At 44.8% G+C, this 15,438-nt stretch carries 6 protein-coding genes and 1 pseudogene; 5 read left to right on the top strand and 2 right to left on the bottom strand.

Annotated features, from left to right (window positions below):
- Both PAT3040_RS13085 and PAT3040_RS13080 read left to right on the top strand, forming a co-directional pair.
- Positions 1 to 700, top strand: a 700-nt coding sequence (locus tag PAT3040_RS13085) for a helix-turn-helix transcriptional regulator (RefSeq protein WP_146200416.1), incomplete at its 5' end; no start/stop codon positions are given.
- A 500-nt stretch (positions 701 to 1,200) separates the two neighbouring features.
- Positions 1,201 to 8,793 (top strand): immunoglobulin-like domain-containing protein, encoded by a 7,593-nt coding sequence (locus PAT3040_RS13080; RefSeq protein ID WP_108993004.1) that lies wholly within the window; start codon positions 1,201 to 1,203, stop codon positions 8,791 to 8,793.
- Positions 8,794 to 9,232: 439 nt separating this feature from the next.
- Here the strand turns inward: PAT3040_RS13080 and PAT3040_RS13075 are convergent.
- Positions 9,233 to 9,773: pseudogene (locus tag PAT3040_RS13075) on the bottom strand (dihydrofolate reductase family protein).
- A 454-nt stretch (positions 9,774 to 10,227) separates the two neighbouring features.
- Entirely contained in the window at positions 10,228 to 10,737 is a 510-nt protein-coding gene (locus PAT3040_RS13070; protein WP_108993003.1) for a hypothetical protein, read from the bottom strand.
- A gap of 327 nt (positions 10,738 to 11,064) precedes the next feature.
- On the opposite strand from PAT3040_RS13070, the gene PAT3040_RS13065 reads away from it, so the two are divergent.
- The 3 genes from PAT3040_RS13065 to PAT3040_RS13055 form a co-directional block, all read left to right on the top strand.
- Positions 11,065 to 12,870 carry a cache domain-containing sensor histidine kinase gene (locus tag PAT3040_RS13065; protein WP_108993002.1) on the top strand — a complete coding sequence of 602 codons (1,806 nt, stop codon included), beginning with the start codon at positions 11,065 to 11,067 and terminating at the stop codon, positions 12,868 to 12,870.
- On the top strand, positions 12,863 to 14,383 hold the full coding sequence (locus PAT3040_RS13060) for a response regulator (protein WP_108993001.1): 1,521 nt from the start codon (positions 12,863 to 12,865) through the stop codon (positions 14,381 to 14,383). Before PAT3040_RS13065 ends, PAT3040_RS13060 begins: the two co-directional genes overlap by 8 nt.
- A gap of 224 nt (positions 14,384 to 14,607) precedes the next feature.
- On the top strand, positions 14,608 to 15,438 hold an 831-nt coding region (locus PAT3040_RS13055), incomplete at its 3' end, for a hypothetical protein (RefSeq protein ID WP_146200415.1).

Here is a 15,438-nt window from a genome sequence, read left to right as displayed (position 1 = left end):
GGGATCCATTCTTAAGCTGGACGCACTGGATTATCATTATTCCGAAGAAGATCTGTTTATCCATCATGTGGAAGCTACCGAGCACTTTCAGCAACTTATTATGAAAGAGGATGTCGAAAATCTTAAGCGAAAGCTGGCGTATTGGATTGCATTAATTAGGGAAACAAGATATAAGCCTCAAGTGGTACGGGAATGGGGACTTAAAATTTTACTCGACCTCAGAATGAAAATTAGGTCGCTGCAATATTTTGAAACGCGTTTTTCCGAGGAGGTTGTCCATCAAAACTTGTTTTGGGTGGAATCGTTGGATCATTTTCAAGATATGATGTGGACCCAACTGGCGGATTTGCTTCATGTGGTGCAGTATATTAACACAAGCTCCAAACGCCGCGAAATTATTGAAGCCCAAAGATATGTGATGGAGCATCTGCATGAGAAAATTTCGATGTCGGAGGTAGCTCAGCGCCTTCACTTGAATGCATCCTACTTTAGCAGATTGTTTAAAAAAGAAACAAATGAAAATTTTGTCGACTATGTGTTGCGGTTAAAAATGGAGAGGGCTTGCGAATATCTGGATCATAGTGATTACAGCATTGAGCAAATCTCCGATCGGCTTGGTTTTGATAGCAAAAGCTATTTTATCCGCACGTTTCGTAGGGAGATCGGCATGCTGCCGACGGCATATCGGCATAAAACATAAATAGCAGCTCATAAAGCATGAAAAGTAATGACGCGGATCGGGTGTTTCCAGGAATCCGCGTCATTGCTTTTTTTTAGTATGCTGTTGAAGGGAATTGAACCCCCGGCCTGCTTTACGAGTGCGTTGAGTAGTGGTTTTATAAGTGCTTTTTAGGTCCTGCAAGAACGTAAAAGTCAATAAATTAGGCATTTAATAATTTTGCAGACCAGTTTCATTAAGCCAACATGTAATCAATAAGCAAGCTAGATTAAAATGGGTGTGGCACTTGCTAGATTGCTAGAATAACTTTTTGTAGTTATTAAGTCCTGTTTTTCTCGTTGAGAAAAGAATGTCATAGATTTTTTTGCGACTTTATGTTCACATGTCCGTGAAAATCAGACTATACTTAATTAGCAATTCTTCGTTTGTTTATTATTTGTTCAGTGTCGATTGATATAATAGGAAAGAAGTAATAAAGAAATGAATTGCTTTAGTAAATTCGAACAACAGGAGGAACATTAGTGAGTAAACGGTGGCTAAAAAAGCTGGGAGTTTCCATGCTTAGCTTCACATTAATTGTGTCGCTAATCTCTGTAGCAATACCAACTCATGCTAGCGCAGCAGAAGCAGTCGAGATTGGAATTGATGTACAGAAGGCCTATGATGTAGATGTCGTACTAGCGGTAGATAATTCTACGCAAAATATTGACACCTATAAGGAAGATCTACAGAGTGCATTAGAAAGCAGAGGAATAAGTGCAAGTAATCTTAATATTCAATCTGTGCAAGTAAACGAAACAAATATTTTAGAGGGCGAGTTTAAGCTTAATTTAAAATGGGATAAGCCTGCTTCTGGACGGATAGACATGGATTCTCATGTGGAGTTCTGGAATGAGACTACAAAAGTAGAAGAGCTGTATTTTGATAATCCAGCAGTATATGGAAGCACATTAGACTATGATGACACAGTTGGTGGAATTGGAGAAATTATTGCGTTAAGTCTAGATACAGTTCCAGTGGCAGTTAAAGAGCTTAAAGTCTATATAAATCCATATAATGGTTCGGCGTTGACGACCATGTATCTCTTCAAGAAATTAAATGGAGTAGACAACGAAGTTTTTAGTCATTCTAGTATTGTAAGCTTTGGTACTAAGTTTTATTTTGGTAGCTTTAAGCGATTTGAGGATTCATGGGATTTTCATGCCTACAATGGATCGATTTTTAAAGGTAAGGAAGTAGAGGTTATCTCAAAGGATTTCATGGAGGTTCTTCGTGAACCAGATTGGAGACCTTCGGCTAGAAAGTACATCGTTAACCTGAATGACCAAACGGTGCCTGATTTTGATAACTCCATTGCACTTGGCGAAATTATGACAAGAATGGACAACGACCAAATCCATTACATTGGATGGGGTGAAGACAGCGATGGTGCAGGAACGGGCGATTTAACACAAAATCAGGCAGAATCCTTTATTAGAAAAAACAACGATAAGGGTACGTTTGTTAATCGCTCGGGTTCAACTTATCAGCAGCAAGTAGATGCAATGGCTGAATATATCGCGAATCAATCACGTAATGAAGCTAACAATGAATATTTGGAACTTGGTAATAATTACGATTTAATTGTTTCTCCATCATCCGAGCTTACAAATACGAAGGATGAGGATTGGCCGCAAGGTAAATGGCGAATTGAGCATGACCCAAGCGTTTATGATAATAATACAGGGGTTGTCCCATATAGCGGACAGTACTTAGATGACTTCCTTCCTACTTTCAATAAAGTTGGAAAGTACGATATTTATTATTCAGACTTACTTGTGAAGACACTATATGTACACAGAAAACCGGTGAGTCGCTTTGATGTTGAGGTAAACGGTAGTAATGAGGTTACATTAACAAATTTATCGTATGACCACGATACTCCAACTCAAAATAATGGCATTGAAGAGGCGATTTGGAAGTGGAAGCTTACGACTGCCGAAGAATGGACAAGCGGCCAGCCAGCCAGCTTTGTACCTAATCAGGATTACATTATTCAGCTTATGGTTAAGGACTATCAAGGCACATGGAGTACGGCTCGTTCGCGTTATCAATCGACACAGTCAGGCGCAGGAAAGCCAATCGCTGATTTTGAGTTAAGCGCGAATCAGCTCGTATGGCCGGAAAGCACGATCCAAATTGAAAATACAAGCTATGATCCTCGTAGTGCGGACATAACGGAGCAGCAATGGACCGTAACTAAAGATAATGATGTTGTTTATACAGGCAGCTCGCCAAAGCTTGATTTCACTAGTGATGGTGTTGGTACCTATAAGATTTCATTAAGAACCAAAAATCAAAGCGGTACGTGGTCAGAAACCTTTAGTCGCTTTTTGAAAATACTTCCTAACAGTCAACCTGCGATTTCCAGCATTGGCAATCAATCGGTTACTGAAGGGGTAAAGAAAGAAATTCCATTCCAGGTAACAGATGAAGAAACGGGTCCTTATAGTGTAACGGTAGTAGGCTCCTCTTCTAATACAACAATTATTCCTAATGAAAATATTGTTGTTACCGGAAATGGAAAGGATCGAGTTGTATCTATCACGCCCGTATTTGGACAAGCGGGTGTTGTTACAATCACATTGTCAGCTGATGATGGTGATATGACTATCCAGCAAACCTTTACAGTTACTGTCGTTGAAAAGACAGCTCCAACAATAAGTACGATTGAAGATCAAAGTATAAACATTAGTGATCCTTCTGAAGTCATTGACTTTACGGTAGGCGATGAGTATTTTTCGGCTGATTTGATTACTGTTACAGCTACTTCCTCTAATCAAGAGCTAATAGCGGACAGTAGTATTGTTATTGGTGGAACAGATGAAAATCGTACAATTAGCTTTACTCCGGTTTCCGGTGCTTCTGGAACTGCAGATATTACGATTGAAGCAACTGATCCAAGCGGGAAAAAATCAGTTCAAATTTTCACGGTTACGGTAAGTGATTTAGTACCTCCTACTATCGTTAGTGTTGATGTTGTTGATCCTGAGACTCGTTATAAAGCAGGAGACGTTATTCTTATTAAAGTTACTTTCGATGAGGATGTTAACGTTACAGGCTTGCCTGAGCTAGTACTGGATCTTGGCAACCCAACGCCTGGTTATGCGCCATATTTGAGCGGCAGCTCATCTAATGAGTTAATCTTTGAATATACAGTACAGGATGGCGACGATACGGAGGAAATTCGTATTGCAGCTGAACAGGCGCTACAACTAGTTGGTGGAACTATTCAGGATGGAAATCATAACAATGCGAATTTAACATTGCCAGAAGACTTTGTTTGGGACACGCTCACTATAGATACGATAGCTCCAGATCGACCGAGTATAGAGTCTCAAACGGTTAAACCTGGTACAAACATTGAAATGACATCTGATGCGCCAGCTGCAGGCGAAACAGCGTGGTTAGCGCCTAGTGGTACGACAAGCTTTCAAGAAGGCTCAACAATGACGAAATTAGTTGGCGATGGATCAGGCGATACGATTCTAGCGCCTCAAGCAGAAGGAACATACTATTTGTATGTCATTGATGCTCATGGCAATGTATCCGTTGCTTCTGAAAATGCAGTCATTGTAGATAATACGCCTCCTAATATGGCTGAAATTCAAGTACCAATCGCTAGAGACAATGTTATTAATTCATATGAGGCTAAACAGCTTATCGTTTCTGGCACATCTGAACGAGATGCAAAAGTTGAAGTAACGTTCACAGATAAAGATTCAGAGACAATCGTTATTACAACAGATGCTGATGGAAACGGTGATTGGAGTATTGATCCTAGCGATATTAGCGCATTAGCTGATGGAGCAATTACGGTTAGCGTGAAAGTCATTGATGCAGCAGGTAATGAAAGTACAGAGATCGATCAAACCATTCAAAAAGACACCGTTACGCCTATTAACCAGAATGATGTACTTTTCAGTAATCAAGCTGTTAAAGGCAATACAGTCATTACACTGGATGCAGCAGCTGGTGAAGGCTTGACCATCTTTGTTGCACCGCATGGAACAGCACCAGATGATTTAGTCGCAAATGGTACTATGATTACGAGCGTTACAGGAACTTATGATACGATTCATGTACCAACAACGGACGGCATCTATCATATTTATATTATGGATGCGGCAGGTAATCTATCAGAGCCAAGTAATGCCACCATTGTTGTTGATAATATTGCACCAACGATTCATTCATTGGGTCCAAATACAACAGACTGGGTGAATGATTCGGTTCTAGTATCGATTAATGCTACTGATAGCGATGGCAGTGGAATTGCTGTAGTGAAGTATGCATATGGCCTTCAAATCGCTAACTATTTTATATCAAATGGGACTTCCGTCCATAGTGATAGCTTTGAAGTTAATATGAATGGTATTTATACCGTTTATGTTCGTGATTACGCAGGTAATGAGAGCGTTCAAACTATCGCAATTTCCAATATTGATAAGGGGAAGCCTACCTCACCTAGTATACAGCTTCAGCCTGATCGCGATTTCTTTAACGGTGACTACACGATTTCAATTACGCCTGGCCAAGACACAGCATCAGGAGCAGCTTATACAGAATATCGTATAACAGGCGCTGCCCAGGAAGATTGGACGACATACGATGAAGCTCTAGTATTTACTGAAGAGGGTACGTATACAATAGAAACGAGAACCTATGACAATGTAGGAAATGTTAGTGATATTGCTGTACGTACAATTGTTATTAATCGAGAGCTTACGGTATTCCCAACGGTAAGTATTTCACCCGACAGAGCATTCAGTAATGAGAATATAACGGTAACCATTACAAAGACATTCCATGAAGAGCATCAGGATGAGGGCGAGAATTCAGTTGTATATTACAAAATTCCTGGTCTTGGTGTAGATGAATACGTAGAATATACGGGAGCATTTGACATTACGCAAGAAGGAGAAACCGTAATTGAAATTATGGTTAGGGATAGAGCTGGCAATGAAGTTACGACAACAAAAGTTGTAAATATTGATAAAACAGCGCCTACCAATCAAGATCAAGTTCTTGGAGGAAATGTAATTGCTCAAGGCAACACGTTGATTACGATTCAGCCTTCCGACGATAGCGAAGATACCATTTGGTTAGCGCCAGCCGAAACGACTTTGTTTATGGAAGGCAAAACGATGACAAAAGCCTCCGGTGATTCAACTGGGATCGTTACACCATCTTTGGACGGAGAGTATAAAATCTATGTTGTTGACAAATCAGGAAATATTTCGTCAGCCAGCGAAATGACTGTGACCGTTGATAACGTTCCTCCAGTAGTAAACGGTATTGAGGATGATGAGATTTACAAGGAGTACCCGACGGTAAGCTTTGAAGAAGGGGCAGCTACAGCTACATTAAACGGCGAGCCGTTTGAGAGTGGTACCAAGATTGAAGCGAACGGGGAATATACCATTATCGTGACGGATGCCGCGGGTAATAGTACCGTTATCACGTTTGTAGTAGACTACGACAAAGAATCCGTTGATAAGGACACTGCTGCGTTAGAGCTGGGCTTTGCTCCCGGCGATCACCCTGAATGGGTATCTACTGATATTTCGCTAAGCGATAAAGGATTTTTTGATAGCGAAATAGAGTGGACAAGCAGTCACGAGGATATTTTATCCGCTGACGGAAAAGTGACGCCTCCTTTGGTAGATACGGAAGTAACATTAACAGCAAAGATTACTAAGGGCGATTATACGTTAGAGAAGACCTTTACTGTGTTGGTTATGGCAGACCCGGTTAAACCTGTCATCGCATTAAATGGCAGCAGTAACGTCATTGTAGAACAAGGTCAAATCTATGTAGAGCAAGGCGTACAAGCCATTGACAACATAGACGGCAACATTACTGACAAAGTGATGATGAGCGGATTTATTGATACTAAAACGATTGGTGTGTACACACTAATTTATACAGTATCAGACCAAGCCGGTAACATTACTCAAGTAGAACGTACCGTTACTGTTGTGAAACCAGCAGTTCCAGCTAGCACAATTATTCAAGTAGATGGCGATCAAAGGTCTACGGATAATAAAATTAGAGAAGCATTGACAGAAGCTAAGAAGCAAAAGGCAGGTAAGATTGTACTTGTTGTTAATGAGTCAGTTGAGAACGGTGATCCTGTTCGGGTTAGCATTAGTAAAGATCAACTGAAAACAGCATACGATCAAAATACGAAAATGGAGCTTCGTACCGATAATGCTTCCATTATTGTACCGATTCGTGACCTTGATCTAACTCCGTTCACAGGAAACGCCAGATTAGAGTTAGTCATCGAGCAGGTGGATGTCGATCAAGCAGAAAACCAAGTATTAGTAACAGCTATTCAAAACATGAATGCGAATTTTGCTATTTACGATAATAAGGTTTTCGACTTTAAGATGAGAGTGATCGAAGAAGATTCTCAAGGCAATGTTATTCGTACAGAGGATATTAAAAACTTCCAAACAACAGAGGATATCGTTTTAACGATTTCCGTCGGTACTAACATGGATGAGCAGCTGAAATTTATGACCTTCTACTTTAATGAGACATCAGAAGAGTGGGAGTATATTAGAAGCAGCTATGATGGGCAGTCTGGTAACATGACCTTATTAACCAATCATCTTAGTATCTACTCTGTTATGAGTGCTACAAAGGCGCAGAAGCAAGCAGAGCTAACTAAAATTTTGAACAATGAAAACATTACGATCCAAGAAGTGCGCAGCATTATTGAAGATCCGGATATGGACTTTGATCAAGAAGCAATGAATAAGTATGATGCATTTACTGATGTTCATAAAGATGCTGTAGCCCAAGACATTATTAATAAAAAGCCGAATGGTGGTTATACGTATCCTTCGCTTGGCACGCAAGTCATTACTAGCGTGAATGATAAGCGCGATGCCATTATTACGGATACAGTTAAGCCCGTAATAACCCTTACTGGTCCTAGTACTGTGTATGTAACTAGAGGCAGCGCGTATATCGAGCAAGGTGTAACTGCTATTGATGACCAGGATGGAAATATTACTGGTCGAGTCATTTTGATAGGTTCAGTAGATACAACAGAAAACGGAACCTACATTCTGCGTTATCTGATTACGGATGTGAATGGCAATCAATCCGAAGTTTCGAGAACGGTCATTGTAATTAATCCTAGCTTCGTTGATGCAGAGGTACAACAGCCAGCATTGCCGGTAGTCATTTTGGATAGCCAGAAGGATCGTTATACAATTAAAGAAAACAAAGATCATACTATTGTGTCCAAGAAGGAACCACAAATGAATATTGTGGGTAACGTCTATACAATAGAAGCTGTTTCCAATGCAGCGATTGGACAAATCGTCGTACAAATGAAGTACGATCCAAGCGAGATTACGAACTTGAATCAGCTTGCCGTTTACATGTACGATGAGGTTGAACAACGTTGGGTATCTGTCGGTGGCATTATTGATGCTCAAAATCATACGGTCACGATTACGCTAGATCCCCCGGCAACAATCGCTTTAATGGAAAACAAAAAGGTATTTAATGATCTTGATGGACATTGGGCAAAGGATATCGTTGAATTCCTCGCGGCAAGACAAATTATTGCAGGCGACAGCGAAGGAAACTTTAATCCTAACATGGGTATTAAGAGAGCTGAATTCTCTACACTCATTGTAAGAATGCTTAATCTTCCAATTCATGAATCGGCAAGTCCATTTACCGATGTAACAGGTCAATGGTATGAACCATACATTACTACCGCTCAACAGGCCGGAATTGTTAAGGGTGTAAGCGATACTAGCTTTGAGCCTGAGCGAGTTGTTTCCAGACAAGAGATGGCAGCTATTATTATTCGAACACTTAGGAAATATAAGAATGTATCTTTCACCGAAGAAGATCTTGAGTCTATAGCTGAATTTGCAGATACGGATAACATAAGCGCTTGGGCGTTTGAAGATGTCTATACGGCAAGAAAGCTAGGACTAATGATCGGCAGAAACGGTAATAAATTTGCACCTCGAAGTCCAACGCTAAGAGGCGAGGCAGCCTCAGTAATTTATAAGCTGCTGAAGGAGCTTGAACGAATTTAATAATGAATGAAAAAGGCATCCTATCTATCCTTCGTGGACAGATAGGATGCCTTTTGATTTAACTTGTCCCAAAAGTAAATCCACTTACTTTTGGAACAGCCTCTTCAGCAAATCCTGGTGAATTAGTTATGGAATTTAGCTAAACCTGTGGCTAGTTTATTTCGCTTTATCACACAGACTCAGCTCGTAACATATTGCCGTACGGGAACAAATTGTAACGGTGATCTGTATGGGGCCGCCCGCTGCACGGGCGTTTCCGCATCTGGAATGGGCGTCTTGGGAAATTTGCAGATAGTTCAGGCGGGTTTAGGATCAAGTAATGAACAGTCGATCCAAACTGTGAAGGAGTGAGTCACTAGTGATAAAGCCATACTTTGGGGTAATACCAGCGTAGCTGACACCACCCGCAATCACATGGCTGTTGATTTCCTGATCAATCTTATCTTTCAGGAAGATAAGTTAGAACAACGACGCCTGAATCGAATGTCTTGGTTTCCGTCAGTTTCAGCACTATCTTATCGATCCCTTCTCCAAAGAGACGTTTTCCGTTTCCAAGCACAACTGGGAAAACCATGAGCCGATATTCGTCGATGAGGTCAAGCTGCATTAGCGTTTGAACGAGCGTGCAGCTGCCAAATACCAAGATATCCTTACCAGGCTGCTCTTTCAGCTTGGATATTTCCTCCTTGATATTGCCCTTGATCAGCGATGAATTGTTCCATTTTTTTAAGGGTTGTTGAAATCACGTGCTTGGGGTAACTGTTCATCATCCAGCCATATTCCCCTTCTTGCTCGATCAAGTTAGGCCAAGCCGCTGCAAAATTAACATACGTTTCGCGTCCAAGCAGAAGAGCGTCGCTTGCTTTCAGTTCATCGAACTTGAATTGCTTTGTTTCCTCACTACGGAATTGGACAGTCCACTGCGGATTCTCCATGACGCCATCTAGCGATACAAACTCAGATACAACTACTTTTCTCATTTTTAATTCTCCTCAATAGTTTCCATTTTAAATGACCACACTGGATTATTGTTTTTTATTCTCATTTTTTTAGACGAAATTAGATTGCAAAATTCATCGGTCTTATTGTTCAGGAAGCCCAATAACATGCTTAGCTCGTAATCTTAGTGAAGAATATTAAAATGGGAGCTCAAGTTGACCTTGGAAGAGACGAAGAAAAAGAATACTAAATCAAGGTTGATGCGTTAGTTGGTTAAATGAACAGTTCGATCCAAATTGTGAAATAGGTAAAAATGCCATAAGCCCACTAACTTGTTAAGTCAGTGGGCCCTATGGCGGCAGGGGAGGTTGCCATCAATAATATATTCAACTTTATTTGGGCAATAACCAATTTGGAAATTAGATTCAGGCAAACCAGCTATATATTAAGACGGTCAATTTTAATTTCGTCTCCCGTTAGAATATCAAGCATAAGTTAATATAATGGGGATTTGATTTTATTATTTATCGCTTCTGCTTGGCTCATAAAGGAAGCCATATTGGCACTTATAGTAATATTTAATCCTAATCCAACTTCACGAAGTGCTTCCCGTAAGTCTTCAAAGTTTTGCTTATCCTGTTCGGTTAATTCAGCAAAGCTATATAATTCATCATTTGGATATTGAATTAATTTGGAATATAAATGTTCAAGAATTTCCTTGTCACTTTTAGAAAGTGTTCCTAACTGCTTTCCAGTAGTCATTCCAAGCAAAATCCCGTTTAATACATCGCCTAATTCAGTTGTAACCAAGTTAGGTTCAGACCAATTATCATCCATCTGGTTAGCAATCAAGCCTTCCAACTCTACTAAATTACTTTGAACTTCTGTAACAAGAACTTGCTCCTTTACGAAGTTCATCGTTATTATTCCCCAAGCTACAATTGCTACGAGTAATATGTTCAAACTTATTGAAAATCTGAAAAGTAATTTTCTTTTTTTAATCAATTAAACTCCCCCTTTTTAAATAGCTTACCATAAGAAGCCATCTTGAAGGATTCTGCCCGTTAGTTTAATCTCCTTCTCCAGTTGTGTCGCAGTTCGGAGCAGCTGCGTAGCAGCAAAGTGGCCGTTCGTTCCATTGGCCATCTATTCCTCCCTTTGCATTCCGAAGAAAACCGCAAAGATCGGCTTAATCACAAATAATGGTAAGGCGTATTATCGTAACAAACGACAAGCTTTTTTCCAATGAAATGACATGGATGTTTCTGCCGGAGTGTGAGATTATGTAGGGACATATAAACCCCGCATCGTCAGGCATCGACGGAGGTGCTCATGTTCAGGCAGATTTTATCCTACACGAAAAAGTACCCATTGAGCTATCGGATGATCATCACGAATATTTGCCTTGCGGTCTTGCCCATTCTCCTGTTAGGGACAATGGGCTATTTGTCATATGTACATATGATGAAGCAAAACGCGCTCGACAGCATCGGACAGATCGTCAATCAGACAAACGACCGTCTTGACGAATATTTCGGACGAATGGACCAGCTGTCCAGATCGATCTTCTACAACCGGAACGTGCAGCAAATCATGATCGCCAATCGGAGCTGGCAGGAATCGGACACGCTGCTGCGCAATCTGAACAGCTACATGTCGCTGGAGTCGACAATCAAGTCGTTGGCAATGGTGAACGCGGATACATTCCGCACGGTATCGGAAGGGGGCATTATCACGGCTGCCATGATGACGCATATTCGCAATAAGCAGCTGGAAGGGGCGGTGACGACGAGGATTCAATATTCGCCGCTCTTCGAGATGCAGGACGGGAGACCGGGCATGCTTGCATTCCGACAGATCAAGTCTATTCAGCAGACGCGGTATCTGGATCAGCTGTATATCGGAGTGATGCTGCTGGATATCGAATGGATCAGGCATGCCTTGCAGACGGCGAATATGGACAACAAGGCCAGCCTTTTTATCGTGAATGGACATGGCGAGATTGTAGGAGCCTCTTCCGGCAAAACAGGCGTTGCCGAGCTCACCCCGCTGCTGAGGGAGCAGCCGACCAAAGAAGTAAGGCCTGTCCGTTTGGACGATGTAGACTACCTGTACCAGATCATTCCGTTTGACGGACTGGACTGGACCTTCGTCGCGCTAATCAACAAGGACAAGCTGCTGGAGAAGGCGACATTCATCCAATATACGCTTGTTGGCGTCGTTGTCATTCTGATCGCGGTCGTCGTCTTGGTCGTGGTTTCCTTCAATATTCGGCTTACCCATCCCATCACGAAGATGGCCGATGCGTTCGACCGGGCGGCCAGCGGCAACTTCGACGCCGTGCTGAGGTTCGGGTATCGCAACGAAATTACCGTCATTCAAGATCATTACAACAATATGCTTGACCAGATCAAGCGGCTGACGGACCATTTGCTGCTGTCCCAGAAGCAACTGCACGATACGGAAATGGAGAAGCAGCTTTTCCGTCTGAGCGGGCTGCAGAGCCAGATCAATTCGCATTTCCTTTACAATGTGCTGCATTCCATTCGGGGGATGTCGATGTCCGGAGCCAAGAAGGAGGTTGCTTCGGCGATCGATCATCTGGTGTCCTATTTTCGCTACATCACGCGCACCGAGGATTACGTCCTGCTGTTCAAGGAGCTGGAGCATCTGGATACGTACATCGCGATTCAACGCATTCGCTTCGGGAAGCGGCTCCAATTCCGGACGGAGATGGAGCCGGGGCTCAAGGGACATGCCATCGTCAAGTTGATCCTTCAGCCGCTTGTAGAAAATGCGTTGTTCCACGGCCTGGAAGGGAAAAGCGGGCGCTGGCTGATCCGCGTGCAGGCCGGCAAGACGGAGGGCGGCGATCTGCGCATCATGGTCATGGACAACGGCATGGGCATGAGCGAAGAGAAGCTGAGGCGGGTGCGCGAGCATCTGGCTGGCCTTATCGATGAGCCGCCGGAGAGGGAGCATCTCGGACAAGGCATTGGATTGGAGAATATTCACAGTCGGGTACGCATTTATTACGGCGAACCATACGGACTATCCATCAAGAGCTGGGAAGGGCGGGGCACGGTCGTAACCATCACCATACCGCATCGCAACGGGGAGGACCACAATCATGCATAACTTGCTGTTGGTAGACGACGAGCATTGGATTCTGAAGGATATGGAGCAAATTATCGACTGGGAAGAGGCAGGCTTCCGGCTGGCAGGCAAAGCGAACGACGCGGTGGCCGCCGAAAGCATATTAAGGCGCCAACGCATCGACGTGTTGGTCAGCGACATTCGCATGCCGGGCAAAAGCGGCCTGGATCTGCTTCGCTTCGCGAATCGCGCTTCGCCGGATACGCTGGTGGTGTTCATGAGCGCTTACGGCGAATTCGCTTACGCCAAGCAGGCGCTGGAGCAGGGCTGCTTCAGCTACCTGCTGAAGCCAGTCAACGAAGCGGAACTGCTGGACACGCTGGATAGATGCAAGCGACGTCTGGCGGAGCGGGAGCGGGAGCGCAGCGGACGACAGGTAGCCGAGCAGGCGATGTTGTTCCTGGAAGGGATCGGGAAGGATCTGCCGATCGTTCGCCTGCTGGAAGGGCTGGTTGACTTCAGACCGGCCTTCGCGCCGCAGTCGCGCGTCATGTTCGCTTGCGTGAAGGCGTACGGACCGCTCGGGTTGGAGGGACTTGCTCCGCTGGACGAGCTGCTAGAGGGAGAGGGCATCTCCTTCTACCGAAGCCGAGTCAGTTCATCCAAGTGGTGCTACATGATGGAGCTCGCCGTGCAGTTGGAAGCGGATTCGGCCGTTAGGCTGTACAGGGCGATAAGGCGACTGGTCAAGGCGAAACGTTGGGATGTAGGGCTCAGCGCCGTCTGCGATACGTCCAGCCGTTCCGGCAACGTCTATCATCAAGCCGCGATGATGGCAGACACTTCGATACTGGCAGGCCGAAAGGGCGTGCATCGCTATAAGTCCGACGTAAACGGGGCTGTGACGGGAATCAGGGAACGGATCGCCAAAGCGGCCAAGCCGGAGCAGTTGAAGGCGATTCTGATCGACGTGCATGAAGGCATCAAAGCCGGACGCATTCATCTGAGCGGTCTTGCGGAGCTGTACAATTCGTTCATGGCGGCGATAGACCACCTGACTTCCCGTCTGCAGCCGGAGCTGACGGATTCGGCTTACACGCAGGACATGCTGCTGCACTGCGGCAATCCGCAGGAGCTGCTGGAGGAAATGGCGGAGCAGCTGGAAGATCGCCGACAGCGTCAGAACGGCGAGCCGAATGCCCAGCTCATCGTGGAGGATGTCGTGCGCGAGGTCGACCTGATGTACGCGCATCGGATTTCGCTGAAAGAGCTTGCCCGCAAGCATTACATCAGCCCGAATTATTTGAGCCATCTGTTCAAGCAAGAGAAGGGGCAAAGCTTTATCCATTATTTGATCCGCCGCCGTCTTGAAGCGGCACAAGCTCTGCTAGAGCAGGATATTTCGCTGTACGAAGTGGCGCGCATGGTGGGCTACGACGATTACGCTCATTTCAGCAAGCTGTTCAAGAAGCATCTTGGCCAATCGCCGTACGATTGCAAGCAACACAAGAAACGACAAAAAGAAATCACGGAAGGCTACATGGGAAAAAATTAACCCCCTTGTCATAAAGTATGGAACAACCTCGCTTCTCTGTGCGGAGAAGCGGGGTTGTTTTTTTGCATACGGCTCCTGTCATGCATTGTCGTAACAAACAACAAGCGATCTTCCACTATGAGCACATGGGATGCCGACGATGGCTATGGCACAATAAAAACAAATAGAACAGCTTAATACACACCCTAATCCACTAAAGCAACGCAAACGCACAGGAGGAAACTATGGAGATTACGATCATGAAGCCTTTGGGAGAATCGGGCCGAAAAGCCCGTGCGGAGGAATTCGGAGTACGCGCGGACAGCGATTGCAACGGCGCCGCGATGCGGAGGGCTATACAGCATTGCAAGAATGAAGGTATCGGCGAGTTACTCGTGCAACCGGGCGTCTACCGGTTCGGCGCCGGACAGCACCCGGTATTCGAGGAATTAAGCGACTTCCGGTTCGACGGGGGCGGCGCGGAATTCGTATTTCGGTCGGCTGAAGCGTTTATCGCGATCCGGCATTGCCGGCGAATGGAGTTTCGCAACTTGACGGTGGACTGGGACTGGGATCTCAGCCCGCTGGCCAGCATCGGCGTCGTGGAGCGAGTGTCCGAAGACACGTCGTGGTTCGAGTTGGCGTTCCCCGAATACGAGTCGGTTCCAGCGGGGCTGGACATCCGCACTCTGAATCCGATGAATCCTCGAACGCTGACCCCGGGCTGCGAATGGGGGCGCGAGTTCGGCGGGAATGTGCTGGGCGAAGTGCTGGAGGTACGCGGCAACATCATGCGCATCGCGCTGCCGGATCCGGTGGACTTCCGCTTCCTGAATCGTGGTCAGGCCTACATCGTGCGGCATTACGTGTATGACGCCCCCGCATTCGAGCTGCACGAGAACGAGCATCTGAAGCTGGAGGAAGTGACGGTATACGGCGCGCCGGGTCACGCCTTCGTAGCCACCGGCGGTCAGCATCATTGGGGTCTTGCGCGTTGCCGCCTCCTGAAGCGGCCCGGCACGACACGCTGCATCTCGGCGACGGCGGACGGCTGCCATATCAGCAACTCGCTCGGC

It is taken from the genome of Paenibacillus agaridevorans, from assembly GCF_003112455.1.
GTDB lineage: Bacteria > Bacillota > Bacilli > Paenibacillales > Paenibacillaceae > Pristimantibacillus > Pristimantibacillus agaridevorans.
This window is presented reverse-complemented; position numbering and strand designations above follow the sequence as displayed.

What these genes read in the sequence shown, in the direction of transcription:
- PAT3040_RS13060 (WP_108993001.1), top strand. Translation starts at nt 12,863, where the DNA reads ATGCATAACTTGCTGTTGGTAGACGACGAGCATTGGATTCTGAAGGAT.
- PAT3040_RS13065 (WP_108993002.1), top strand. Translation starts at nt 11,065, where the DNA reads ATGTTCAGGCAGATTTTATCCTACACGAAAAAGTACCCATTGAGCTAT.